Source organism: Sphingomonas sp. PL20, from assembly GCF_017875905.1.
Taxonomy (GTDB): domain Bacteria; phylum Pseudomonadota; class Alphaproteobacteria; order Sphingomonadales; family Sphingomonadaceae; genus Sphingomonas; species Sphingomonas echinoides.
In genome coordinates, this window is the sequence record NZ_JAGINH010000002.1 from 3,107,357 (window position 1) to 3,132,749 (window position 25,393).

Consider the following 25,393-nt stretch of genomic DNA (forward strand, 5'->3'; position numbering starts at 1 on the left):
CGCCCCTCCCCTAACCCCTCCCGCAAGCGGGAGGGGAAATCCGGCTCGACACACGCAAAGGCTCTGCTAACCGGCACGCAAACGATAAGAGGATTCCTGATGAACACCACCCGCTCCAAAACGCTCGACCGAGTCCTCGTGCTGGAAATGGTGCGCGTCACCGAGGCGGCGGCGATTGCCGCGTCGAAGCTCACCGGGCGCGGGGATGAAAAGGCAGCGGATGCAGCGGCAGTGGAGGCGATGCGCGCCGCGCTCAACAACCTCTATATGGACGGCACCGTGGTGATCGGCGAGGGCGAGCGCGACGAAGCGCCGATGCTGTTCATCGGCGAGAAAGTCGGCTCGGCGATCGGCAAGGGCCCCAAGATCGACATCGCGCTCGATCCGCTGGAAGGCACCACGATCTGCGCCACCGCCGGTCCCAACAGCCTCGCCGTGCTGGCCATTGCCGAGGAAGGCGGGCTGCTCAACGCCCCCGACGTCTATATGGACAAGATCGCCTGCGGCCCCGGCTATCCCGAAGGCATTATCGATCTCGACAAATCGCCGACCGAGAATGTCCGCGCGCTGGCGGCCGCCAAGGGCGTAGAACCGCACGAAATCATCGCCTGCGTGCTGGATCGCCCGCGCCACCAGAAATTGATCGCCGAGCTGCGCGAAGTCGGCTGCGGCATCATGCTGATCGGCGATGGCGATGTGGCCGGCGTGATCGCCACCACCAACCCCGACACGACGATCGACATCTATATGGGCGCGGGCGGGGCGCCCGAGGGCGTGCTGGCGGCAGCGGCCCTGCGCTGCGTCGGCGGCCAGTTCAAAGGGCGCTTGCTGTTCCGCAACGATGACGAGCGCGCCCGCGCCGCCAAATGGGGCGTGACCGATCTCGACAAGCAATATGATCTGACCGAGCTCGCGCGCGGCGACTGCATCTTCGCGGCAACCGGCGTCACCGATGGATCGCTGCTCGCCGGCGTCAAGCGCAAGGGGCATGTCATGACCACCGAAAGCGTGGTGATGCGCGCCAGCTCGGGCACCGTGCGCTGGGTCAAGGGCGAACACCGCATCTGAGGCAAAGCGGCCCACCCGAAATCCGTCATGCCGGGCTTGTCCCGGCATCCACCGTGCCGCACACTCCCAACGTCAAGAGTCGCGGCACGGTAGACCCCAGCACAAGGCCGGGGTGACGGGCTTGTATTGGGGGCGTTATGCGAACACTGAAACTTCTTCTCGCGGCCAGCGCCGCGCTGCTCCCGGTCGCGCTCGTCGCCCGCCCGCAAGCCGCCCCCGCCCCGACTGCGCAGGCGCAATCCCCCTACAGTTATGAAGAAGTGATGGTCCCGGTGCGCGATGGCGCGCGGCTGCAAACCGTCATCCTGCGCCCGCGCGGCAAGACCGGCCCGCTGCCGATCCTGTTTCAGCGCACGCCTTATGGCGTCCCCGATGCGCCCCCGGCCAAGGTCCCCGGCAACCAGGTCTCGCTCGACAAAGACGGCTATATCTACGTCTATCAATCGATGCGCGGGCGCTTCAAATCGGACGGCGTGTTCACGCTGTCGACCGCGGTCCATCCCGGCCAGCCCAAGATCACCGATGAATCGACCGATGCCTATGACAGCATCGACTGGCTGGTGAAGCATGTGAACGGCAATAATGGCAAGGTCGGCATGTGGGGTGTGTCCTATCCGGGCTTCGCCGCCGCCGTCGCGCTGATCGGCCCGCACCCCGCGCTGAAGGCGGTCAGCCCGCAAGCCGCCTGGATCGATTATTGGAAATCGGACGATCTCCACCGCAATGGCGCGCTGCGCCTCAGCTACGCGACCGACTGGCTGTCGATGCTCCAGCTCGACAAGACCAAGGACACCGATTTTCAGTATGACCGCTACGACACCTATGACTGGTTCCTGAGCAAAGGCCCGGTCGCAGAAATCGACCGGCAAGTGTTCAAGGGCCGGGTGCCGATGTTCACCGCCCTGCTCGATCATCCCAATCACGATCGTTTCTACACCGATCAGCGCTGGAGCGACAAACTCGGCAAGACGACCGTGCCGACGCTCAACGTCGCGGGCTATTGGGATCAGGAAGACCCGTGGGGCTCCTGGCAAATCTATTTCAAGCAAGCGCAGAACGACCCCGATCATCTGGCGACGATGGTCGCGGGGCCATGGGCGCATGGCTGGTGGCAAGGCCCGACTGCGGCGTTGGGGCCAATCCCGTATGGCGTCCCCAGCGGCCCGCAATTCCAGGAACAGATCCAGGCCCCGTTCTTTGCGTATTGGCTGCACGGCATCGGCCCGCGCCCGACCTCGGGCGTAAAGAGCTTCCAGAGCGGGAGCTGGACGTGGAAAAGCTATCCCGGCTGGCCCGTGCCCGGTGCGAAAGCGACCGACCTGTATCTCCACGCCGATGGCTCGCTCTCCTTCACAGCGCCCGCCGCCAGCGAAGGCTGCCGCGACTATGTGTCGGATCCGGCCAATCCCGTCCCCTTCCGCCCGCGCCCGATGTCGGGCACCTATCTCTCGCCCGATTGGTCATGGTGGGAAGCCGCCGACCAGCGCTTCCTGCAAGGCCGCCCAGATGTGCTGAGCTACACCAGCGCGCCCCTTGATGCCGATCTGACAGTCACCGGCAGCGTGCTCGCCGATCTCGCCGCCGCGACCAGCGGCACCGACAGCGATTTCGTCGTCAAGCTGATCGACGTTTATCCCGAGGATGCCGCAAAGGCTCCCGAACATCCCAAGCCCGGCAATTATGCCAAGTCGCTGAACGGCTACCAATTGCCGATCGCGATGGACGTCCGCCGCGGCCGCTTCCTCGCCAGCGACACCACACCGCAAGCGCTGGTGCCGAACAAGGTGACGCACTGGGACGTGCCCTTGCGCGAACACGACCATGTCTTCCTGAAAGGCCACCGCATCATGGTGCAAGTGCAGTCGAGCTGGTTCCCGGTGATCGACCGCAACCCGCAAAGCTTCGTCCCCAACATCGCCCGCGCCGCTCCCGCCGATTTCGTCAAGGCAACGCAGCAGGTGTGTGCGGGGTCGAAGATCGTGCTGCCGGTGGTGCGGTAGAGTCGCCCGCGCAGGGCCGCGCGGCTCAGGGCTTGGCGGCGGGACCGGGCATAACCCGGATCGTGACCGGCTGCGTGCCAAAGACTTCGGCGGCGCGGGCTTTCAATTGATCGACCGACAGCGCAGCCAGCGCGCTTTGATAGCCGCGCGCGCGCGCCAACGCATCGGGCTGCGTCTGTGCCCAGTCGAGCGCGTTGAGCCACCAGCCGTTGCTCCGCGCATCCAGCGCGGCGCGGGCTTTCATCGGGGCGGTCACGCGCGCGAGTTCCTCGGCGGTCGGCCCCAATTCGCTGAGCGAACTCGCAATCGTGCGCAGCGTGCGCTCGGCGAGCGGAACGTCGCTGGTGGCGACTTCGACGATTGCGCCAACATAGCCAAAGCCGCGCACACTGGTCGACGCCGCAAAGAGCGGTGCGGGGGAATAGGTAGCCCCCGATGTCTGGCGCAAATCGTTAAACAACCGGTTGCGCAGAATCTCATCGAGCACCCCCTGCGCGATGCCGTCATTGGGATCGAACCCGTCGCGCGCGCGCCAGGCCGACACCACCAGCGCACGCCCGGCATCGCCGTGATGCGTCCACACCAGCGGCTCGCCTCCCGTCGGGAACTTCGGATCGGGCCCGGTGTCGCGCAACGGCTGGCTGCGGCGCGGGGGCAGCGCGCCGAGCGTTTCCGCAGTCGCTGCAATCGCCTTCTCGACATCGATATCGCCGACGATCGTCACCTCGATCGGCGCATCGGCGAGAATGGGCCCGAAACGGCGTCGACTCTGGGCGAAACTCAATCCGGAGACATCGGCCACATCCAACGGTGCGAAGCGCGAATCGCTATTGCTGAACGCCGGCCAGCGCCGCGAAAACGCCGCGACGGCGGTCGCGTCGGCCTTTTCCAGCGCCGCCTCTACCCGCGCTTGCACCAAACCGTCGGCCCGCGGATCAAAGTCGGGCTTGCCGACAAGGTTCGCCCACAGCCGAAGCTGATCGGACAGCGATGCCGGGTTATTCTGTCCTCGATACTGGACGACGTTGGTTCCCAGCGCGACCGAATCGATCGACACCTGGGTCGCGCGCAACCCGGCGAGCAGTTGCTCGACGTTCAGTCCGGCGACGCCGCCAAGATACAGCATCGCCAGCGGCGGCGCGACCGGGCGTTCGCCATGCGGCAGCGCCAGCACCCCGCCGCCCACCCGCATCGTGGTGAGCACTTCATTCGCGCGGAAATCGGTATGTTTGATGTTGAGCCGCACGCCGTTCGCAAAGCGCACCTGATCGACGCCGAGATCGTCGACATGGTGCCGCTCGACAACTTTGCCTGCAGGCCCGGGCAAGGGCAATTGCTTGGCAACGGCGAGGGTCAAATCGCGCGCCGGGAGCGGCCCCCGATGCGCCACGGCATAGGCATCCCGCACCACGGTCGGCGATGCGGGCAACGCCTCCGCGCCCGCGAGCGCGATCGCCGGGGGTGTTTCGCGCCACACCGCGCTATAGGCCGCCGCAATATCCGCCGGAGAGGCGGCGTTGAGCACTTCCGAAATGCGTTGGAAATTGCGTTCCGGAAGCACAAAGACCTGACGATCGGTATAGGCACCGACAATGCCATTGGCCAGTTCGGCCGAGGTCCGCGCGGCCGCCCGCAGCGATGCGCTCCGCGCCCCCTTCAAGGTGTTGGTGACGGCGCGATCCACTTCGGGAACGGTGAAACCCGTCACCAAGGGGCGGCGCGTTTCCTCTTCGAGCAACGCCAGCGCCTCCTGCCATTTGCCGGCCCGGAAATTTGCGGAGAGAGAATAGAATTCGGCAAGCTCCGGCCAGCGCGAGGTTTGCAACGACACCGAGGCGATGGGCAATTGCGGGGTCGTCAGCACGAGCCGTTCAAGCCGGTCGCGCACGATCGCCATGCCGAGCGTCGCCAAGATCGTGTCGTGGCGTGTCGCCGGGGTCAGCACGGCATCAGGCTGCGGTTTGGCCACGCTGAGCGTCAGCGAGTCGGTCAGTCCGGCTTCCTGCACCACCGAAGCGGAAGGTGTGCGCGGTTGAAACGGCACGGGCTTCAGCGCAGGCAGTGGCCCCGACGGTCGTTTCCAGCTCGCAAACGCGGCCTCCAGCGCCTTGCCGGTTTCGGCCGGATCGACATCGCCGACCACGACAAGAAAGGCGGTGTCGGGGCGATACCAGCGGTCATGAAACGCGCGCAGCTGGTCCGCCGTAATCGTATGAAGCGAGGCCAGCCGTTGCGCAGGCGTCTCCCACAGATAGGGCAATTCAGGATAGAGTTGCTGCCGCAGCGCGCGAGCGGCGCGCGTTGCCTGCGTCTCGCCGCCCGCAATCTCCGCCCCCACCACACCCTTTTGCCGCTCGACCTCATTGGCGTCGAACAGCGCGCCATCGCTAAACCCGCGCAGAAACCGCAAGGCCAGCGCCAGCTTCTCGCTGGTCACTTGGGGAATCGAAAGACTGTAGACGGTGCCGCGCGCCGTCGTCGTGCCGTTGACATCCGCCCCCAATTGCAAACCCGCAGACTGCAATTGCGCAATCGCATCGCCCTGCGGGAAAGGGGTGGTCGCGCCGAACGCCATATGCTCGACGAGATGGGCAAACTCCTTTTCGTTCGCCGCCTGCTGCGCGGTGCCGACCGCGATGCGATACTCGACGACCGCGACGCCTTTGGGCTCGGCGCTGCGCATGACGGCGTAGCGAAGCCCGTTGGCGAGTTCGCCATAATGGATCGCGGGATCCGGGGTTTCGCCGCGCTCCTCGGCAACCCAGCTCGGCGTTTGCGCCACGGCGTACGGCACACTTGTCACGGCAAAGGCCACAGCGACTACCCAAAGCCTTCGCATCCACCGGTCCTTATCCCCGCATCGACCCGGCGACGGAGAGGTACGCCACCCCGCCACGCTGCTCGACCCATGTCACTATCTTGTTATTTTTGGGACATTAAAGACGATTCGTAAACAGCCAATCGATCGTGCCGCAACAAACCACTTGCTCCCCAACGCGGCCAACACTGCGACGGTGCTGCGCCTATTCATAGCGGAGCGCGCGCGCCGGTTCGGCACGTGCGACGCGCCACGCCTGGCCAAACACCGTGGCCGCAGCGATCAGCACCGCCACCAGCGTCGCGCCAAGAAAGAACAGCGGCGACAGCGCGATGCGGTCATCGAAGCCGCCGAGCCAGCGCTGCATCGCGACAAAGGCCAGCGGCCAGGCGACAAGGTTGGCCAGCAGCACCGGCCGCAGGAACTGGCCGATCAGCAACCGCAACACTTCCGCGGTGGAGGCGCCGAGCGTCTTGCGGATGCCAATCTCCTTGACGCGTCGCGCGGTATCGAACGCCGCGAGCCCGTACAGGCCGATACACCCGATCAGGACCGCCAGCACCGCGCCGATCGTGAACAGTCGCGAGCGCTGCGCGTCTTCCTTGTAATAGCGCTCGAACAGATTGTCCTCGACCGAACGCGCCTTGAACGGGATGCCCGGCGCGACGCGCTTCCACGCCGCTTCCAGTCGCGCCGTCAGCGTCTTGGGGTCGATGCCGGTGTAGCGCACGACAGCGAACGGCTCGTCGATATCAACCGTATTGTACGTATAGGCGGTCGGGTCGACCGGGTCGCGCGGGCTTTTGAAGCGCACGTCGTCGATCACGCCGATGATCGTCGCGGCGCGATTGCCGTCGCTGATCGTCTGCCCCACCGCCGCCCCCGGCGCGGCGAAGCCGAGCGCTTTCACCGCCGTCCGGTTGAGCACGACATTGGGCCCGGTGGCTTTGCGTTGTTCGAGCGTCAAATGCCCACGGTCATCGGCATGCGCGGCATCGAACAGGCGACCGGCGAGCAAGCGCGCGCCGTACACCCGGAAATAGTCCTGTCCGGTGCCGACAACCATGATCGACGTCTTTTGGTCCGGCGTGCCGGGCCGATGATATCCTGAAAAGTTCGTCGAATTCTGGTCGCCCGGGGCGTTGTTGCCGACCGTGACGCCGGTGACGCCGGGCAGCACGGCGAACGCGCTTAGCAATCCGGCGCGTTGCGCGACGTCGAGGGCGGGGTCACGGAACGAGCGGACGATCATCAACCCATCGCGCCGGAAGCCGAGATCCGCGTCGCGGATGTGCGCGGTCTGCGCGAGCATGGCAGCGGTGGTGATCGCAAATGCGATCGCGATCGCGAACTGGAACACCACCAGCGCTCCACGTAGCCGCGCACCGGCACGCCCGCCGCCCGGCGCACGCGCCGAAGCCAGGACCGCCGCTGGGCGAAAGCTGGACAGCACGAACGCCGGGTATAGCCCCGCGACCAAGGCAACGCCCAGCACCAGCGCGATCATCGGCAACAGGATGCTGTCCCAGCCACCATAGTGTATCGCCAATGTGGTCCCGCCGAGTGCGTTGAGGAACGGCAAGGCGATCTCGGCAAGCGCAAGGCCGGTCAACGCCGCCATCGCGACCGTGGCGACCGCTTCGCCAAGAAATTGTAGCACCAGCGCGCGCCGCGTGCCCCCCAGCACCTTGCGCATCGCCACCTCCCGCGCCCGGAGCCCGGCGCGCGCGGTCGCCAAATTCACGTAATTGACGATGGCGATCAGCAGCGTCAGCAACCCGACCACGGCCAGCGTCGTCACGATCGCACGGTCGCCCGGCGTGTAGAGATGCATGCCGGTCAGAGGGCGCAGCGTCTGGAAATACTGGCCTTTCTTGAGGTTGCCGCTGGCATAAGCGTGGCGATCGAGAAAGGCTGGCAATTGGGCTTCGAAAGCGCGTGCCGCCGTCTCGTCGGGGAAACGCAGCAAGGTGGTCAGCGACGTGCTGCCCCAATGGTCCCAATATTCGCTGGCGAAGCGCGCGGGCACGATTTGCGCGAACATCTCGTCCTTGAACGTTACGTTGGCGGGCATGTCGCGCAGCACCGCGCCAACGCGGTAGGCGTACAGCTTCCCCTGGACCGAGATGCCGAGCGTCTGGCCGATCGCGGGCTGGCTACCGAAATATTTCCGCGCCGCGCTCTGCGTGATCACCAGCCCGTCGGGGTCGGCGATCGTCGCGGTCGGATCGCCCTCGACCGCGGGAAAGCGCATCAGGTCAAAGAAGTTGGTGTCGACCGTACCGAGTTCCTCGGCGGTCGCTTGCGCGCCTTGGCGGATCGTCACCGACGCGCCATTATACCGCGTCGCCGCCAGCTGGGGATAATCGGCGCGCATGATCTGGAGCTGATTGCCCATCGTGTACGGGTTGGTGTCGGGCGGATAGCCCGGCATGATATAGCGTTCCTCCACCAGCCACAGCCGGTCCTGCCCGGGCAGCGCTCGGTCGAAGCTCGCTTCGAACCGGACGAACAGGGCCAGCACGATGAAGGTCGCGATCCCGAGCGCGAGCCCGCCAATGTTGAGCGCCGCGAACAGCCGATGGTGCGTGAGCGAGCGATAGAGCGAGGTCAGCATCTTATGCCGCCCGGCGTGCGGAGGAGAGGATACGGCCATCCAGCATATGCACCGTGCGCTTGGCGATGTCGGCATGCGCCGGCGAATGCGTTACCATCACGATCGTCGATCCGTCGGCGTTGAGCTGCTCAAGAATGTCCATCACCTGCGCCCCATTCTCGGTATCGAGATTGCCGGTCGGCTCGTCGGCGAGGATCAGCCGCGGCGTGCCGACGATCGCGCGCGCAATCGCGGCGCGCTGCTGCTGGCCTCCCGAAAGCTGGTAGGGATGGTGCCGCTGGCGGTGCGCGATGCCGACGCGATCCATCGCCGCAGCGACGCGCTCTTTCTTGTCCCGCGACGACATGGGACGATAGGCAAGACCGAGCGCCACATTCTCGGCGATCGTCAACTCGTCGATCAGATTGAAACTCTGAAAGATGAAGCCCAGTCGATCGCGCCGCAGCTTCGCAAGCTCGCCCTCCGGCGCGCGCGCAATGTCGGTGCCCTCGAACAGATAGCGCCCGCCGCTCGGGCGATCGATCGTGCCGAGGATATTGAGCAGGGTCGATTTGCCGCAACCCGACGGCCCCATGATCGCGACGAATTCGCCCGCCTCGACGGCGAGTTCGATCCCGCCGAGCGCGGTCGTCTCGATCTCGTCCGAGGCATAAGTGCGGCTGACATCCTGGAGCTGGATCATGGACACATCCTGTTTGAGGAGAAGAGTCTGGCTATTTGAGAAAAAGCGTCTGGAAGGCGGAATAGGGGCTGAGCGCGGTGGTCACGATCCGCTCGCCGGGGGCGAGGCCGGAGATGATCTCAACCTGATCGGGATTGCGCCGCGCGGTAACGATCGCGCGCCGCACGGCTTTCGCATCGCCGTCGAGCACGAAGGCCGTGGTGCCGCCAGCATCAAGCCAGCCGCCCGAGGGCGCGACGATCGCAGGCCGGTCAGCCCCGAGCACAAGCCGCACGTCGAGCGTCTGGCCACGGTTGAGCCCGAGCGGCGCGCTGCCCCGGAAGGCGAGTTCGACGCGAAAGCGGCCGGCGGTCACTTGCGGCAACACCTTCAGCACGGTCATCGGATAGCTGCGCCCGTCAAGGTCGGCGGTCGCGCCTAGGCCCGTGCGGACACGGCCGAGATAGAATTGATCGACATCGGCGGTCAGCTTCCATTGCCCTTCCGAATCGATCTGCCCGACCGGATCGCCGCTCTTAAGCATTTGCCCCGGCTGGAGCGTGAAGGCGGTGAGCCGCCCGGCGACCGGCGCGCGGATCACCAGCGCCGATAGGCTCGCGCGCACCATCGCCAGGCTCTCGCGCAATTGCCGCGCGGTCGCGGCGATCCCCGAGGATTGGTCAGCCAGCGTGACGGCCGCCTCGCTCGCGCCGCGCTGGAGCGTGGCGACCCGCGCCTGCTGGTACGCGACATCCTCGCGCACCGGATCGATCGCGGCGCGCGCGATAATGCCCTTGTCGAACAGCACCTGTTTTTGCCCGAGCAGCGTCTGTGCCTTGGACAGTGCGTTACGCGCTTCGGCGAGATCGCGCGCGCCGCCCTGGCGGGTGTTCTGCACCGACAGGCGTTGTCCGCTGGTCGCGCTCAACTGGCCGACGATCTCGGCCGAGCGGCTGGCCACATCGAGTGCGAGCGTCGGGTTGGAGAGGCGCGCGAGCGGCGTGCCCGCCGCGACCATCGCACCATCGGCCGCGGCCAGTTCGGCGACCTGACCGCCGGAGATGGCGGTGACAAAGACGGTGCGCAGCGGCGCGACTTCGGCGCGCAACGGCACGTAATCGCGGAACGGCGCGCGCACCACCACCCCGGTGCGGATCGCGGCGGCGTCCACGCTCAGCGCATTGGCACCGGGCATCAGCCCCCACAGCAGGATCGCCGCCGCGACCACCGCAATGCCGATCGCACTGCGCGCGATCATGCGCCGCCGCTTGGCGTGCGGCCGCTCGATGCGCCGGTCCATCGCGGCTCCGGAAGGGGTCGTCTGCGTCATGCGGACACTATATCGAATGCCGGATGATGGCGCTAAGGCACGAAAATCCGTCGATTTTCGAGCTAGTCCAGGCGATCGGGCATCCCATCTGTACGGACTGTCCGTTTCCGGACACTATGTGCGACCATGTCAAGCGAATCGCCCGTCATCCTGATCGTCGAAGACGATGCCGACGTCGCCAAGGCCGCGCGCCTGTTGCTCGAACGCCAAGGCATGGCCGTTTCGATCGCGGCTGATCCAGCGGCAGCCTGGGTGCGCCTCGCCGAGCGTCCGATCGACGTCATCCTGCTCGATCTCAACTTCGCGCGTGGGCGCACCAGCGGCGAAGAGGGGTTCGCGCTGCTCGACCGGCTCATCGCCGCCGACCGTCACGCCGTAGTGATCGTCGTCACCGGCCATAGCGGGATCGCCGTCGCGGTCCAGGCGATGCGCCAGGGCGCGACCGATTTCGTGATCAAGCCGTGGAGCAACGAACGCCTGCTCGCGACGGTCCAGCGCGGCATTGCGCTGCGCCGCGCAAAGCTCGACGCGACGAGCGCGCCGCCGGTTACCGAGGGCCTGTTGCTCGGCGAAAGTGCCGCAATCGCGCGGGTGCGCGATCTGATCGCCCGAGTCGCCCCGACCGAGGCACCGGTGCTGGTCAGCGGGGCGACGGGCACAGGCAAGACACTGGTCGCCCGGCTGCTCCATCAGAGCTCGGCGCGCGCCGATGCGCCCTTCGTCACGCTCCACGCCGAGACCGCCGACAGCGCGACGCTTGCGGCGCAATCCACCGCAGCGCTGGGCGGGACGCTGGTGATCGACCAGGTCGATCGCCTGGCGCGTGCGCTGCAGGCCGACCTTGCACAGCGGCTCGACGGCGCGCGCGTGATCGCGACGACACGGCTCGATCGCGCGAGCCTGCGCGCCGCAGTCGGCGAAGACCTGCTGTACCGGCTCAACACGGTCGAGATCTTCCTGCCACCGCTCGCCGCACGCGAGGGCGACGCGCTCCTGCTCGCGCGCCATTTCCGGTCGGTCTTCGCGCATCGGCATGGCAAGGTCGATCAACCGATCTCCGACGCGACCGCACAGGCCATTGCGCAGTCCGCGTGGCCCGACAATGTCCGCGAAGTACGCCTTCTCATGGAACGCGCAGTGCTGCTCGGCACCGACGGTGCGACCGGGCTGGACGACCGGCCCTCTTCGGCCGCCGACGATGCCCAACGGGTCCCCGAAACCGTCCGGTCGCTCGCGCAGAGCGAGCAGGCGATGATCGATGCCGCGCTCAAGCGCCACGCGTTCAATGTGAGCCGCGCTGCCGCCGAACTGGGACTGACACGTGCGGCGCTGTATCGGCGGATGGCGCGCTATGGCCTCTGAGCGCAGCCGTCGCTTGGTTCAAGCCCTCGTGCTTACGGCGGCGGGCGCGCTCCTCGCGCTCGCCGCGACGCGCGGAATGTATGCGACCGCGGTGCTGGCGACGATGGTCGCGATCTGGACCGGCTTACTCGGCGCGATCGATGCCACCGCGCCGCTCCCCGCGCCAGCCGCCGCGCCGCATACACCGTCCGACTCCGACGCGCTGCACCGCCTGACCGCCTATCTCGACCTCTCCCCTGCCCCGCTGGTATCGCTCGATGGCGACCGGCTGAAGGCAGTCAACCGCGCGGCGCGACGCTTGCTGGGCGCAAACGATCTGGTCCCCGATGCACCGACCGCGCTGATCGAAGCGCTGTCCGCCACCCGCCCCGGCCGCACCGCAAAAATCGAACTGGACGATGCCGGTGCGGTACGAAGCTATGCGCTTACCACGAGTGACCTGGCGCTGGCCGACCGGATGCTGCGGATCGGTGCGTTGATCGATATCGACACCGAACTCAAGGCCGCAGAGGCCGCCGCTTTGCGCGAGCTCGTGCAGGTGCTGAGCCACGAAATCGTCAACGCGCTGACGCCGATCGCATCGCTTGCCGCCACAGCCGTGGCGATGCTCGACGATCCCGTACCCGCGCTGCCGGAGGTTCGCGAAGCGATCGAAACCGTCGCGCGGCGTGCGGCCAGCCTGCACCGTTTCGGCGAAAGCTACCGCGCGCTCGCGCGCCTGCCGCACCCCGACCCACGCCGCATTGCGGTCGCCGGGTTCGCAAGCGATCTCGCCAAGCTGTTCACGTCGCGCTGGCCGGCGATCGACCTGGTGGTCGAAACGCAGGAAGCCCCGGCATCCGTGATGATCGACCCGGATCAGATCACCGCCGCGCTCTGGGCCGTGCTGCAGAACGCGGCAGAGGCACTGCGCGATCTGCCGACCGCCCAAATCCGCTTGATGTTTACGGCGCATGTTGGCCGGACGCTGATCGCGATCGTCGACAACGGGCCCGGAATCGCGGCACAGGACGCCAGCGAAATCTTTCGACCGTTTTTTACGACCAAAGCCGAGGGTAGCGGAATAGGCCTGTCGCTCGCACGCCAGATTCTGCGCGGCCATGGCGGCGATCTGACACTGGCCTTCTCGCGCTCGGGGAAAACAGCCTTTGAGGCAACGCTTCCGGCGTGATTGCGGGAAGCTTCCAATTTGCCTCACTATTCCAGCAAGATCGGCGAATGATCGGAAAGGCCGCGCCAGCGCGGGTGACGCATTGCTCTCACGGTGATCTCACGCTTGACCTGAAAACAGGCCGAGGCTGGGTCTCACCCGCCGCGCAAGCCAGGTAAGAAACGCCGCAGCCGCTACCGTTCGCACCGGTCAGGCATGTTCAATCGCCCGCGAATGCGATCAGATTACCGTCCGGATCGCGAACGATGAAGGTGTTCGATCCCCACGGCTCGCGCCTCGGCTGCTGATGGAATTTCGCCCCGGCGGCCTCATATGCAGAGAACAACGCCGCAATGCCGCGCACCGTGATGACGGCGGCGAGCAGGTCCGTGTTCCTCGCGCGACAATCCTCGGCATAAACCGGGCCGTCAACAAACCGCAGGTTCAGCCTTGCCGCGCCGCGCGCGACCTGCGCGTAAAAGGGGGGCTCGCCGTGCGAGAAGACCAGCTCGAAGCCGAGCGTACCGACATAGAAGGCCGCAGCCGTCTCAACATTCGCGACATAGATTTGCGGCTCGGCGGCGAGCAGGGTCGGTTCGTCAATCGGCGGCATGGTCGTCCTCCAAGGGATCGGCAATCCTGAGCATGATCTCGGCCGCGGCGAGCAAGCTTGCGCGCTCAGCCTCGCTCAGTCGTTCGGCCATCATGGTGCCGAGCCACTCGCGGCGCTGGGCCATCGCCGAACCCAGCGCGCTGCGTCCCCGAGAGGTCAGCGTGATGACGTGGCGTCTCCGGTCCGTCGGATCGACCGTGCGCTCGATCAGCGAATCGCCCTCCATCCGCACAAGAAGGCGGCTCAGCGATTGCGGTTGCAGCCCCTCCGCGCGGGCGAGGGCCACCGCACTCATCGGCCCGTTACGATACAGCGTCGCAATCAGCGCGAGCCCGCCGCCCGTCAGCTCGGCTGCACCCGCCGACCGGCGCATGGCCCGTGCAAGGCGCAGCACCGCCCGCACGATCCGCGCCTCGTCACTTTCCCGATCGTGCGCGCTCGACATAATACTACGCATAGCGTATTAATTGGTGACAGACAATAGGAGCGTGGGCGTGCCGGACCTTGCGAGAACCAGTGCCGCCCTGCCGCGGACCGCCCCCTCCCGGCTTTGGCGCGATGTCATGGCGATCGATCGGGGGGAGCCCTTCAGCGTGCGCATGTTGCTGATCGCCGCGCTGGGCATGGGAGCCCCCGTTGTCGCCGGCCTGATGCTCAAACACGCGGAGGCGGGCTTCACGATTGGACTCGGCGCAATCCTGCTAGCCGGCACGGGCACGGGCGGCAGCACGGCAGCACCGCCTCCACCCCTCAGCCAGACGGTTGCCCCTGCGCTGATCGCCGTTGCTGCCGCGACGGCGATTGCCGGATTGCCGCAGCCCGACATCGCGTTGATCTTACTCGCCGCAGTGGCCGCTCTCCTGTCGGGTTACAGTCGGCCTATTGCAGGGGCTGCCATCCGTTTCATCATCTATCTCGTGCTGAGCGTCGGCTTTCTCGACGGTGCCCCGGCGCATCGTGGCGCTGCCGCGCTGATATTCGGATCGGGCGCGTTGTGGAATATTGCGCTACGCGGCCTCCTGTCCGGTGGCGGCAGCAAACGGCAAGGCGCTGCGCAAAAGACCCGCCAAGGGCCGACCAACGCGCAACGTCGCGCCCACTTTCGCCGCACGCTGTACCGGCTCGAGGGATGGCAGTTTCCGCTTCGGCTTGCGCTTGGTCTCGGCATCGCCAGCGGTCTGCGCCAGCTATGGCCAACGCATCATTTCTTCTGGATCCTGCTGACGGTCGCGCTGCTGACGCAACGCCCGATCGAACATGTACCGGTGAAGACGGTGCAGCGATTGACGGGCACGCTCGGCGGCGTTGCCCTGACGGCCGCGATCCTGTTCTGCCTCTCGTCGCCGATTGCGCTTGGCAGCGTCGCGTGTCTGCTCGCGACGGTCGTGCCATGGGCACGCGCGCGAAGCTATCTCCTCTACGCAATCGTCAGCACCCCGCTGATCCTGCTGGTGCTCGATATCGGCAAGCCGATCGCCCCCGCCCTGCTAACCGACCGACTGATCGCAACCGTGGCAGGAGGTCTGACGGTGGTGGCCCTCAATCTGCTCTTCGATCGCTTGCTTGCCGCCAGTGCCGGCTCTTCTCCAGAAAGACCAGGGCGACGATAGCGGCGGCGAAGCCCGACGAGGCTCCTACACCAAGCGCCCAGCGCGGCCCCATATGGTCGGCGACCCATCCCACGATCGGGGCCCCGATCGGCGTTCCTCCCATGGCAACGCCGATGCGCAGCGCCATCACGCGGCCGCGCATGTTCGGCTCGGTCGACAGCTGCATCAGGCTGTTGGTCGTGTTGGTGAAGGTGAGCGCCGCGACCCCGATCAGGACCAGCGCAGCGGCGAAGAACCAATAGCCAGGCGCGATCGCGGCCAGCGCGCAGCCGATCCCGAAAAGGCAAGCTCCCACGAGCAGCGCGGGAAATCCGGGCTGCTCGCGCCCTGCGCTGAGCAACGCCCCGCTCACCGTGCCGATCGCCATGATCGACGACAACAGGCCATAGCCGCGCGCGTCGGCATGGAACACGCTAACCGCCATGGTGGAGATAAAGATCGGGAAGTTCAGCCCGAAGGTGCCGATCAGGAACAGCATGATCAGGATCGCCTTGAGGTCAGCGCGCGCCCAGACGTAACGGAAGCCGTGGGTGAAACTGCCGGTGGTGCGGCGCGCGCGCGGTTGCGGATGCAATTCGCGCGCGCGCAGCGACAGCAGCGAAACCAGCACGGCGACGAACGACGCGCCGTTGATCAGAAAGGCCCACCCCGTGCCGATCGCGGCGATCACCAAACCCGCGATCGCCGGGCCGATCATCCGCGCGGCGTTGAAGGAGGTCGAATTGAGCGCGACGGCGTTGCCGAGGTCAGCGTCGCCCACCAGCTGCGCGACGAACACCTGCCGCACCGGCGCGTCGAACGCAGCGGCGCTCCCGAACAGGAAGGCAAAACCATAAACGTGCCAAAGCTGCACCCTGCCGCTGACGGTGAGCACGCCAAGCGCCAGCGCGAGCACGCCCATTGCCGCTTGCGTGGCGATCAGCAACGTGCGCTGGTCGAGGTGATCGGCGGCGAATCCGGTCCAGGGCAGCAACAGAAACTGCGGACCAAACTGCAACGCCATGACGAGGCCGACCGCAGCAGCGCTATGCTGGGTCAGCACCGTCAGGACCAGCCAGTCCTGCGCGGTACGCTGCACCCAGGTGCCGATGTTGGAGACGAACGCGCCGCCGACCCACACCCGGTAATTATAGCCCCGCAGCGACCGGAACATTCCGGTCGCGGGCACGCTCACGAACGCTCGGGCGTGGCACCGCCATGGAAACGCCCGAAATGCCGGGCGGCAAAGAGCCCGATCGCCAGCATGCCCAGCCCGAGCGCAGCGGCATGCACCGGGTTGCGCCCGTCGAAATCACCGACCTGGGCGACCAGCAGATAGAAGAAAACGAGATTGGCAAAGCCCCACAGCACATTCACGGTCGAGGACGACAGCCCCTCACCGGACGGCGTGGCAAAGGGGCTTTGGAACGGCCGCCCCATCATTCCGCTGACGAAGTGCGGAACCGCATTCGCCAGAAAGGCGCCTCCGAAGGCATAAGCCAGTAGGTGAAGCCAGGGCATCAGGCGGTCCTTTCCAAAAGGGCGAGGATGTCGTCGGTCGATCCGCTCTCGCCCAGCCGCGGAAAGACGCTGCGGATACTGTGATCATGCGCTTCCGGCCGCGTATCGGTCATCGCGTCGGTGGCGAGGGTGACGTTGAAGCCGTGCTCATAGGCCTGACGGGCCGTCGCCTCGACACCCGTTGCGGTCGCAACGCCGGTGATGACGACCTGGGTGACCCCAAGCGCTTTCAACCGCGCTTCCAGATCGGTGGTGGCGAACGCGCCCCAGCTTTGCTTCGTGATCAGAATGTCGTCCGGCTGCTGGCCGAGTTCGGACACGAGCGTGGCGAAATCCGCGGGCACTGTGCTGAGATCACGTCTCGGCTGCTCGGTTCGCCCTGGCGGGACGCCCGTGACGGTCACCAGCACCACCGGCAGACCATGTGCGCGAAACGCATCCGCCAGCGTGCGGCTGCGTGCGATCACGTCCCCGATAGGAGGCGCGACCGGGGTGCCGACGATGCCCTTTTGGAGGTCGACGATGATGAGGGCGGTTTTCGGATCAAGCGCGGTGAGCGCCATGGGACGGTCCTTTCGAAGGCGAAAAGCGGGCGCGCTCAATCCCCGACGAGGCGTTGCAGCAGGGTGAGCGCGGTCGCGAGCTGGTCTTGTTCTTGCGACGACAGACGCGCGCGGATGGTGCGCGCAAGCCAGTCCTGCCGCGCCGCACGCCCTTCGCTGGCCCACTGTCTGCACGCGTCGGTCAGCGATAGCAGGGTCTTGCGTCCATCGTGGGGGTCCGGCGCGCCGTGCACCAGGCCGGCGCTTTCGAGTGCAACAATGACGGTCCCCATCGACTGCGGTCGCATCGCTTCCGCACGGGCCAGTTCGGAGGTCGTGGCGGGACCGTCCTTCTCCAGGCGAAGCAGGACGGCGATCTGGGACGGGGTGAGGTCGCCGACTCCCCCTTGTTCGCGCAGCCGTCGTTTCAGCTTTCCCGACACGCCACGAATGCCCTGCGCCAAAGCCGCGATACGGTGGTCTTCCTGAGTCTCTTCTGCGCTCATGTCGGCACATTATAACAATACAGCTAATCTGTAAAGGTTATCTGTATATTGCCGGTTAGCACAACATTCGCTGCCGAAAAATTGGATCGAACGAAAAGCGAATCTTCTGGCTCTGGGGCTACGCCGCCTTTGGTGCTGGCCGGAGCATTGGGACGCGAAGGCCTCGAACTGGGTTCCGACATCATCGTCAACGAGCGTAAATACGGCAGCTACAACGACGCCCCCTTTGCGCCGCCCACGCTCAGCGGCGATCCGGAGACCCTGCCGCACTCCCTACACCCAAGCGCCAGTCCGCTGGAGTTCACGATCGTGTCTGCGGAGCAACGACCGGTGCGGTTGGTTCCCTATTACCGTATCGCGCACGAACGGTACGCCACCTATTGGAAGCTGGGGTCGGGCGCAGCCCAATCCGGGCGGGCACCGGCCACGACTTGAAGGGGCATCCGGCGCACCCGCCAGCGCCACCGCGAGACCGACCCGGCTGCTCGTGCCTGACGCGGACAGAACTGTAATCCCGGCGAGCACGGCCCGCCCTCGCCGCAGAACCGCATACGGTCAACGCAACCGTCGGGGCGCTGGCGGTCGGTTGCCAATCTCGCAAATGCGGGGTTTGTCGATCAGCGCTGCGGCCTCTATGTCACCGCAATGGTGTTCCGTTCGATCGTTATCGCCTCCGCTGCGGCGCTCCTGCTGACCGCCTGTTCGTCGAATGACGACAAAGAGGCGCGGCGTCGCGCGGCGGGCCCTGCCCCCTCAGCTGCAGCGCTCTTGCGCGTTGCCAGCGCATCCAGCGGCGAAAGACTTTTCTATCAGTGCTTCGCCTGCCATTCGATCCAGCGCGACGCTGCGGATCGTAGCGGGCCGAACCTGTTCGGCGTCATGGGTGCCGAAGTCGGCCAACGTCGGCCACGCTTTGCCTATAGCGGCGCGTTGCAGCTGCTCGGCGGGCGTTGGACGCCCGAGCGGATGGATGTCTGGCTTACCAATCCGAAGCGGATGGTGCCTGGCACGGCGATGGGGTTTGCAGGGCTGGCCGATCCACTCGACCGCGCCGACGTGATTGCCTACCTGCAAAAGCAACACTGAACCGCCACCGATCGCACCGGCTGCGGGGACGCATGTCCGCGTTTGAGCAAGCTCCGATGCGGCTTACGTGGATGCCTTCATCGCCGCCGGCTTCACCAAGCGCGATGTGCTGGACGTCGCCACCAAGGTGATGAGCAACCACACCAACCCCATCGTCCATAGGATCAGCTCGGTACCCCTTGATGCGCGACTGGTCGATGTGGAGATAGGCGACGCCCGGCGCGTCGAGCTGGCGCGCGGCATAGTCAAAGGTCGCTTGCGAATCGCTGTCCTGCATCGAGAGCGGTAAGTGCCGCTGGGCGAGAGCCGCACACCGCCCCGGTCCGCGCCAAAAACATCAGTGGCCCCTAAGTGATCTTGAGCAGAAAACGCGCTCTGTTCTGAAACGGGCCACCATGTTGCTGTCTCAGCGGCCGAGCAGCACGCGCGCCTGTCCCGCAATCTGCGCCAGCATCGCGGCATTGGGGGCGGGAGCCATGCGCGCGCGATCGACCACCGCTTTGAACTGGCCGACGCGGCCGGCATTTTCGGCGAGCCACGTTTCAACCAGCGTCTGCGGGTCCGCACCGGGTGCCGCAGCGCCGCGCCCCAGAAATTCCAGCCGCAATTGCTGGAAGTCGCGCGCGAGGCCTGCGATCAGCAGGCGCTCCCACGGGTCGCTCGACGAAATGCGCGCGGCATTGGCTTGCGCCCAGTCGAGCCCAAGCGCCTGGCCCAGTCGCGTGAAGGCACGCGTCAGCACGGTCTCGTCGAGCCCGAGCCGTTCGCCGAGGTCGGCCAAACCGACCGCGCCATCCAACTCGAACAAGCGCACCACCTTTTGCACCAATTTCTTGGGCGCACCTGCGGTTTCGAGGGTGGTGGCGATACGCGCGCTTTGCGCGCTCGCTTCCTCGAGCAGCAAGGCCTTGGTCTGCTTGTCGAGTTGCGCGATGCCCTTTTGAAGCCGCGCCAAAGCCGCGCCCGGTCCGGTGCCGCTGCGCGTTACGCGCAGCAAATCGGCGATCTGCGAGCGCGTCGCCACCGCGACTTCGTCGAACAGTGCGATCCGCGCATTTTCGGGCATCGCCGCCGTTTCGATCTCACGCCACAAAGCGGGCAGGTCGAACAGGCGCTCGGCGACGACGAACATCGCCGCGATGTCGCTCATCGCCGCGCCTTCTTCCTCGGCGAGTTCGAACGGATAGAGCACGCCCATGCGGTTGACGATGCGGTTGGCGAGTTTGGTCGCGACAATTTCGCCGCGCAGCCGGTGCTGGTCGATCGCCGCGCCAAATTTCTTGCGCATCGCGGGCGGGAAAGCGGCGTGGAGATCGGGCAGCAGATCGGGATCGAGCCCGAGCCCGGCCTTTTCGATCGCGGCCTGCAGCGCGAGCTTCGCGGTCGCCAGCAGCACCGCCAGCTCGGGCCGGGTCAGCCCACGACCCTCGGCGGCACGGCGCAGCAGATCGTCATTGCCCGCCAGCCCCTCGACCGCGCGGTCGAGCGAACCGCCCGCCTCGAAGATCTCGATCAAGCGGACATAGCTCGGCACGTCACGCGCGCCATCGCTCTCGGCGATCGACAGCGCCAGCGTTTGCAGCCGGTTATCCTCCAGCACGAGATGCGCGACGTCGTCGGTCATCCCGGCGAGGAAGGTGTTGCGCTTGTCATAACCGAGGCGACCCTCGATCATCTCGCGGTTGAGCGCGATCTTGATGTTGACCTCATTATCCGAGCAGTCGACCCCGGCCGAATTGTCGATGAAGTCGGTATTGATGCGCCCGCCGCGCGCCGAAAAGGCGATACGCGCGGCCTGGGTGACGCCGAGATTCGCGCCTTCGCCGATCGCGGTGGCGCGCAGATCCTCGGCATCGACGCGCAGCCGATCATTGGCGGGGTCGCCGACCGCGATGTTGTTCTCGGCGCGCGCCTTCACGTAGGTGCCGATGCCGCCGAACCAGATCAGATCGACCGGGGCCTTGAGGATGGCCGAGATCAGCGCGCCCGGCTCCATTTCGCTCTCTTCCAGCCCGAGCGCGGCCCGGATCTGCTTCGAGAGCTTGATGACCTTGTCGGTGCGCGGGAACACGCCGCCGCCCTTGGAGATGAGCGAAGCGTCGTAATCGGCCCAGCTCGACCGCGGCAAAGCAAACATACGCGCACGCTCGGCCCAGCTGGCGGCGGGGTCGGGATCAGGATCGAGGAAGATATGGCGGTGGTCGAACGCCGCGACGATCTTCAGCGTTTTGCTGAGCAACATGCCGTTGCCGAACACGTCGCCCGACATGTCGCCACAGCCGACGACGCGGATCGGTTGCGTCTGCACGTCCACGCCGCGCTCGGCGAAGTGGCGCTGGACGCTGACCCACGCGCCCTTGGCGGTGATGCCCATCGCCTTATGGTCATAGCCGACCGAGCCACCGCTGGCGAAGGCGTCGCCCAGCCAGAATTTATGCTCGAGCGCGATCGCGTTGGCGACGTCGGAGAAGGTTGCTGTGCCCTTATCGGCGGCAACCACGAAATAGGGGTCATCGCCGTCATGGATGACCACGTCGGCCGGATGCACCACCGCACCCTCGACGATATTGTCGGTGATCGACAGCAGCGCGCGGATGAACACGCGGTAGCTTTCGGTGCCCTCCGCCAGCCACGCATCGCGGTTGGCGGCGGGTGGCAATTGCTTGGGGTAGAAGCCACCCTTGGCACCGGTCGGCACGATCACGGCGTTCTTGACGCGCTGCGCCTTCATCAAGCCCAGGATTTCGGTGCGGAAGTCGTCGCGTCGGTCGGACCAGCGCAAGCCGCCGCGTGCGACTGGCCCCGCGCGCAAGTGGATGCCCTCGATTCGCGGCGAATAGACCCAGATTTCGCGCCATGGCACGGGCGCGGGCAGGCCGGGGACGAGATGGCTGTCGAGCTTGAACGCCAGCGCCGCCTGGCCGGCGGGGGCAAAGGCGTTGGTGCGCAGCGTGGCGGCGATGACGCTGCGCAGCGAACGCAGGATGCGGTCGTCGTCGATCGCGGAGACGGTGTCGAGCCCGGCATCGATCGCCGCGTCGGCGGCAGCGATCCGACCGAGGCGCTGGGATGCAGCGTCCTCCCGCCCGCGTTCGACCTGAGCCTTTCGAAGGGCCTTGCCGCGCGCAGGTGCTTCGCCACGCTCAACACCAACGGGGAGGGCACCCGCCGGGTCATGCGCGGCGGTAAAGCGTTCGATCAGCGCGGCGGCCACCTTGGGCGCGCGGCGCAAAGCATCGACCACCGTGACCAGGCCATAGGTCAGCCCGGCCTGACGCAGATAGCGGAACCAGGCGCGGAACAGCACGACCGATGCCGGTGCCATGCCAGCATCGACGATCAGGCGGTTGAACGCGTCGTTTTCGGCCTTGCCCTCCAGCACGGCCTGGATCGCATTCTCCAGCACACTGGTATCGGCGGACAAGCGCACGCCTGCCGCCTCGACCAGAAATTCATGGACGAAGCCCTGTTCGTCGCCGCTCAGCGCGGTCGGCAATTCCTCGATCACGCGGAAGCCGAAATTCTCCAGCACCGGCACCGCGTCCGACAAGGCCAGCGCGCCGCCCAGGCGATAGATTTTCAGCCGCGCGGCCCCGTGTTCGTCGCGATACATCCGCACCGAGCGATCCGCCGGCGTTTCCAGTCGCGCCAGCCGCACAATGTCGCGCGCCGCTTCCTCGGCGGTGTTGGCACCGCGATAGCCAGAGGGGAAACTGGCGGCATGTTTCAGCGCAAGCCGCGCGGCGCGCGCCGCATCGGTCTGCTCGACCAGCGCCGCCTCGACTGCGGGCACCCAGCCGCGCACCATCCGCGCGATCCGCGTGTCGAGCGCATCGGTATCGGGCAGCACCCCGCCATCGCGCAGGTCCAGCGTGAAGCGAATCAGCGCGATCGTGTCATCGACTTCGATCGACCAATTGAGCACACTGGCATTGGCCGCCTCGGCCAGCATCTCGCCAATGGCGGTGCGGCGCGCGGTGGTCAAATCGTCGCGCGGCAGCCACACGAACGCGAACAGATGCCGCCCGAGCACGCTGCGCACCAGCCGCAGCTTTGGCCGGGGGCGATCGGCCAGCGACATCGCGGTCAGCGCGACATCCTCGAGCGATTCGGGTGTGAAGGCGATGACCAGATCATGCGGCAGCCCGGCCAGGGCATGCGTCAGCGCCTTGCCGGTATGGCCCTTGGGATCGAAGCCGAATTTCGCCTCGAGCGCGGCGAGGCGTTCGCGCAACACCGGCACATCCTGCGGGGCCGCGTTGAGCGCGCTGCTGGTCCACAACCCGGCATGGATGGACAGACCCGTGACCGTGCCCTTGTCGCGCACCGGCACCACCGCGAGATCGAGCGGGACATGGCGATGCACACTCGAAATCAAATTGGATTTCAGCAGCAAGGGCGCTTGGCCGCCTTTGGCGAACCATTCCATCGCAAGCGCGCGCGAGGCCTCGGCGAGGATCGGCACGGGGCTGGGGTTGCGGGCAATACCCAGCGCGGTTTCATTCCCGCCGACCCACCATTCATGCCCCAGCAGCGTGAACTTCTGGTCGAGCAGCCAGAACAGCAAGGCGGCCCCTTCTCCCGCGGGCAACGTGGCGATGTCCGCCGCCATCGCGTCCTGCAGCGCTTGCCAATCCCCAACGGCGGCACGCACATCCGCCAGATTGCGCTCCAGCGCGGCAACGAGATCGCGCCGCTCGCGCGCATCGGCGCGTTCCAGCTCGATATAGATCATCGATTCGGGCGAGCCCGTATCGTCGACGCTCACCAGCGCCCCGTCCGAATCGCGGCTTACGCACACTACCGGGTGGATGATGCGGTCGATCGCGATGTCGTGGCTGCCGATCGTCGCGGCAATCGAATCGACCAGAAAGGGCATGTCGTCATTGACGATCGCCAGCCGCATCCGCCGACGCGGGTCGGTGCCGGGCAGCGGCTCGAGCGCGATATTGGGGATACCGGTCGCGCGCCGCTCGGCGGTGGCGGCGACAAAGGCGGCGGCATCCGCGCGCTCGGTCTTGCCGAACCCCTGCAACTCGCCCGGAAGCGCACCCTTGGTCAACCGGACGGCCAATGCATCCGACAGCGATTTCAGCGTGGTTTTTGCCATAGCCGCCCTATGCGCCGGTCGCGTGACGACCTCAAGACTTGTGGCAGCGCACAAAATTCAGGCCGTCGCGCGGCCGCGATGGCGGATCACACCATCCGGCGCATCGCGCGTTCGGTCAGCGCGGCATCGTCGCCGATTTCAGCGACGATATCGAACATACCGCCGTCGCTCGCGCGGGCGAGCAGCAGGACATAATCGCCCGGTGCGACGCTGCTTTCGATCGCGACGCTGGCGAGCGTCGGGCGATTGGCCAGCGCGGCCGCACGATCGACGCGCACCTTCGGATTGGGGGTGCGGGCGGCACGCTCGGCCTTGACCACGCCCTTGATGCCGCCCTCGAACGAATCGAGGAACTCGCCCAGCGCCCCACGAGCGACGCCCATGCGGCGGGCGTGGGCAAGGACGGCCGCATATTCGGTCAAGCGGGTTTTGTCGTAATCGGCACCGAAGATGAGTTTGACGATGGGTGTCATCGGCGCGCGCAACTGTACGGCGATCCCTGCCGATGCCAGCAGCGCCTCATAACCGACCGGATCGGCATCCGCCGCTGCGGCAAATTCGTGGGCGCGGCTGAGCACGCGGTACAGCGTCGCGCGGTGGCGCGTGTCGGCGGCGCGGAGCGCGGCGGCGGTCTGCTGCGCGAGCATCAGTTGGTCGCTCAGCGTGGCACCGGCGGCCGTCGGGCTTTCGGGGTCGAGCGGGGCCTCGTCGTCGATCCCCGCGCTCGGGCCGTCCGCCCATACTGGCGCGGTCGCGGCCGCTTTGGGGGCGGTGGCGACGGCGGCCGTGATTTCGGCCTGGAGCTTGGCCTGCGTTTCCGCGTCGACCAGCTCCTTCCAATTGATGACGCCGTAGATGAAGTCGATCGAATCCTCGTCCGAGGAAAATGGCATCAAAATGCCGCGATACATGGTGTTGAACCCACGCGTGCTGACAAATTCCGCCTCAAACCCGATCGGCGCGCGATTCGCGATGATTTGCAGATAATGGTCGGTCAGGCGCGACAAGAGCGAGCGACTCGGTACATGTGCGATGTGGGTGACGGACGAATCCAGCGCGCATTCCTCGCGCAGCGCCTTGCCAAGAAAGGCGATGGCGGGATTTTCGATCCCGGCGGAGAAATCGAGCAGCACGCTGTGCGGGCCGAAATCGGTGATATTGGCGGGATCGAGATCCTCGATCGAGGGATAAGCGCGCCCGCCAAGCAGCGAAACCCAATAGTTATAGGCACGAACGTGCATCCGCCGTTCGTCGGTGCCGACGTCTATCTGGGTATCGGCGACGCCAGTATCGGCGTCGTGGTCGGCGCGACCGCTGTCGATCTCATCCGTGCCGAGCCGATCTTCCTCGAAACCGCGAACACTATCCATTGCGCAAACGCCTCACCTGGCGCGACCCGACCCGACATGGGCGAGCGTCA

General features: G+C 66.3%; 20 protein-coding genes. 8 read left to right on the top strand and 12 right to left on the bottom strand.

From position 1 onward, the window contains the following. The first annotated feature begins 99 nt into the window (after nucleotides 1-99). Both glpX and H4W01_RS14565 read left to right on the top strand, forming a co-directional pair. Nucleotides 100-1,068, top strand: coding sequence for a class II fructose-bisphosphatase (gene glpX, locus H4W01_RS14560; RefSeq protein ID WP_010404495.1), 969 nt, complete (start codon nucleotides 100-102; stop codon nucleotides 1,066-1,068). Nucleotides 1,069-1,205: 137 nt separating this feature from the next. After that, on the top strand, nucleotides 1,206-3,068 hold the full coding sequence (locus tag H4W01_RS14565) for a CocE/NonD family hydrolase (RefSeq protein WP_209611973.1): 1,863 nt from the start codon (nucleotides 1,206-1,208) through the stop codon (nucleotides 3,066-3,068). Nucleotides 3,069-3,093: 25 nt separating this feature from the next. Here the strand turns inward: H4W01_RS14565 and H4W01_RS14570 are convergent, their stop codons facing one another. The 4 genes from H4W01_RS14570 to H4W01_RS14585 all read right to left on the bottom strand — a co-directional run bounded on the left by H4W01_RS14570 (nucleotide 3,094) and on the right by H4W01_RS14585 (nucleotide 10,494). Beyond that, nucleotides 3,094-5,907, bottom strand: coding sequence for a M16 family metallopeptidase (locus H4W01_RS14570; protein ID WP_209611976.1), 2,814 nt, complete (start codon nucleotides 5,905-5,907; stop codon nucleotides 3,094-3,096). A gap of 184 nt (nucleotides 5,908-6,091) precedes the next feature. Further along, the gene (locus tag H4W01_RS14575) at nucleotides 6,092-8,503 is read right to left on the bottom strand and encodes an ABC transporter permease (protein ID WP_209611978.1); all 2,412 of its coding nucleotides are present in this window, start codon (nucleotides 8,501-8,503) and stop codon (nucleotides 6,092-6,094) included. Nucleotide 8,504: 1 nt separating this feature from the next. Further along, nucleotides 8,505-9,185 (bottom strand): ABC transporter ATP-binding protein, encoded by a 681-nt coding sequence (locus tag H4W01_RS14580; RefSeq protein ID WP_010404505.1) that lies wholly within the window; start codon nucleotides 9,183-9,185, stop codon nucleotides 8,505-8,507. A 31-nt stretch (nucleotides 9,186-9,216) separates the two neighbouring features. Beyond that, nucleotides 9,217-10,494 carry an efflux RND transporter periplasmic adaptor subunit gene (locus tag H4W01_RS14585; protein ID WP_334685290.1) on the bottom strand — a complete coding sequence of 426 codons (1,278 nt, stop codon included), beginning with the start codon at nucleotides 10,492-10,494 and terminating at the stop codon, nucleotides 9,217-9,219. Between the two features lie 126 nt (nucleotides 10,495-10,620). Between H4W01_RS14585 and H4W01_RS14590 the strand changes: the two genes are divergently transcribed. Together H4W01_RS14590 and H4W01_RS14595 are read left to right on the top strand one after the other, a co-directional pair. Next, nucleotides 10,621-11,856 (top strand): sigma-54-dependent transcriptional regulator, encoded by a 1,236-nt coding sequence (locus H4W01_RS14590; protein WP_209611980.1) that lies wholly within the window; start codon nucleotides 10,621-10,623, stop codon nucleotides 11,854-11,856. 13 nt (nucleotides 11,857-11,869) lie between these two features. Beyond that, nucleotides 11,870-13,027: a sensor histidine kinase gene (locus H4W01_RS14595; protein WP_334685291.1), complete on the top strand. Its 1,158-nt coding sequence runs from the start codon at nucleotides 11,870-11,872 to the stop codon at nucleotides 13,025-13,027. Nucleotides 13,028-13,226: 199 nt separating this feature from the next. Here the strand turns inward: H4W01_RS14595 and H4W01_RS14600 are convergent, their stop codons facing one another. Next, nucleotides 13,227-13,619 carry a VOC family protein gene (locus tag H4W01_RS14600; RefSeq protein ID WP_209611984.1) on the bottom strand — a complete coding sequence of 131 codons (393 nt, stop codon included), beginning with the start codon at nucleotides 13,617-13,619 and terminating at the stop codon, nucleotides 13,227-13,229. Continuing rightward, nucleotides 13,606-14,064 (bottom strand): MarR family winged helix-turn-helix transcriptional regulator, encoded by a 459-nt coding sequence (locus tag H4W01_RS14605; protein WP_209611986.1) that lies wholly within the window; start codon nucleotides 14,062-14,064, stop codon nucleotides 13,606-13,608. Before H4W01_RS14605 ends, H4W01_RS14600 begins: the two co-directional genes overlap by 14 nt. A gap of 118 nt (nucleotides 14,065-14,182) precedes the next feature. Here H4W01_RS14605 and H4W01_RS14610 point away from each other — a divergent pair, with 118 nt between their 5' ends. Further along, nucleotides 14,183-15,229 (top strand): FUSC family protein, encoded by a 1,047-nt coding sequence (locus H4W01_RS14610; RefSeq protein WP_209611989.1) that lies wholly within the window; start codon nucleotides 14,183-14,185, stop codon nucleotides 15,227-15,229. On the opposite strand, the gene H4W01_RS14615 is transcribed toward H4W01_RS14610, so the two are convergent. The 4 genes from H4W01_RS14615 to H4W01_RS14630 are packed head-to-tail and all read right to left on the bottom strand — an operon-like array spanning nucleotide 15,159 to nucleotide 17,777. After that, a complete protein-coding gene (locus H4W01_RS14615; protein WP_209611991.1) occupies nucleotides 15,159-16,403 on the bottom strand; it encodes an MFS transporter in 1,245 nt (414 codons plus the stop codon). The genes H4W01_RS14610 and H4W01_RS14615 overlap by 71 nt on opposite strands. Further along, the gene (locus H4W01_RS14620; protein WP_209611993.1) at nucleotides 16,400-16,729 is read right to left on the bottom strand and encodes a hypothetical protein; all 330 of its coding nucleotides are present in this window, start codon (nucleotides 16,727-16,729) and stop codon (nucleotides 16,400-16,402) included. The genes H4W01_RS14615 and H4W01_RS14620 overlap by 4 nt, the downstream gene beginning before the upstream one ends. Then, on the bottom strand, nucleotides 16,729-17,292 hold the full coding sequence (locus H4W01_RS14625) for an isochorismatase family protein (RefSeq protein WP_209611996.1): 564 nt from the start codon (nucleotides 17,290-17,292) through the stop codon (nucleotides 16,729-16,731). The genes H4W01_RS14620 and H4W01_RS14625 overlap by 1 nt, the downstream gene beginning before the upstream one ends. A 35-nt stretch (nucleotides 17,293-17,327) precedes the next feature. Then, nucleotides 17,328-17,777 carry a MarR family winged helix-turn-helix transcriptional regulator gene (locus H4W01_RS14630; RefSeq protein ID WP_334685292.1) on the bottom strand — a complete coding sequence of 150 codons (450 nt, stop codon included), beginning with the start codon at nucleotides 17,775-17,777 and terminating at the stop codon, nucleotides 17,328-17,330. A gap of 129 nt (nucleotides 17,778-17,906) precedes the next feature. Between H4W01_RS14630 and H4W01_RS14635 the strand changes: the two genes are divergently transcribed. From H4W01_RS14635 to H4W01_RS14645, 3 genes are all read left to right on the top strand, one after another. Next, the gene (locus tag H4W01_RS14635) at nucleotides 17,907-18,212 is read left to right on the top strand and encodes a hypothetical protein (protein WP_334685293.1); all 306 of its coding nucleotides are present in this window, start codon (nucleotides 17,907-17,909) and stop codon (nucleotides 18,210-18,212) included. 210 nt (nucleotides 18,213-18,422) lie between these two features. Continuing rightward, complete coding sequence (locus H4W01_RS14640) at nucleotides 18,423-18,863, top strand: c-type cytochrome (RefSeq protein WP_209611998.1); 441 nt, start codon at nucleotides 18,423-18,425, stop codon at nucleotides 18,861-18,863. 67 nt (nucleotides 18,864-18,930) lie between these two features. After that, nucleotides 18,931-19,152: a hypothetical protein gene (locus H4W01_RS14645; RefSeq protein ID WP_209612000.1), complete on the top strand. Its 222-nt coding sequence runs from the start codon at nucleotides 18,931-18,933 to the stop codon at nucleotides 19,150-19,152. 117 nt (nucleotides 19,153-19,269) lie between these two features. Here H4W01_RS14645 and H4W01_RS14650 read toward each other — a convergent pair whose 3' ends face one another. Beyond that, on the bottom strand, nucleotides 19,270-23,973 hold the full coding sequence (locus H4W01_RS14650) for an NAD-glutamate dehydrogenase (protein WP_209612002.1): 4,704 nt from the start codon (nucleotides 23,971-23,973) through the stop codon (nucleotides 19,270-19,272). A gap of 86 nt (nucleotides 23,974-24,059) precedes the next feature. Further along, nucleotides 24,060-25,343 (bottom strand): PAS domain-containing protein, encoded by a 1,284-nt coding sequence (locus H4W01_RS14655; protein WP_209612005.1) that lies wholly within the window; start codon nucleotides 25,341-25,343, stop codon nucleotides 24,060-24,062. Nucleotides 25,344-25,393: the final 50 nt, after the last annotated feature.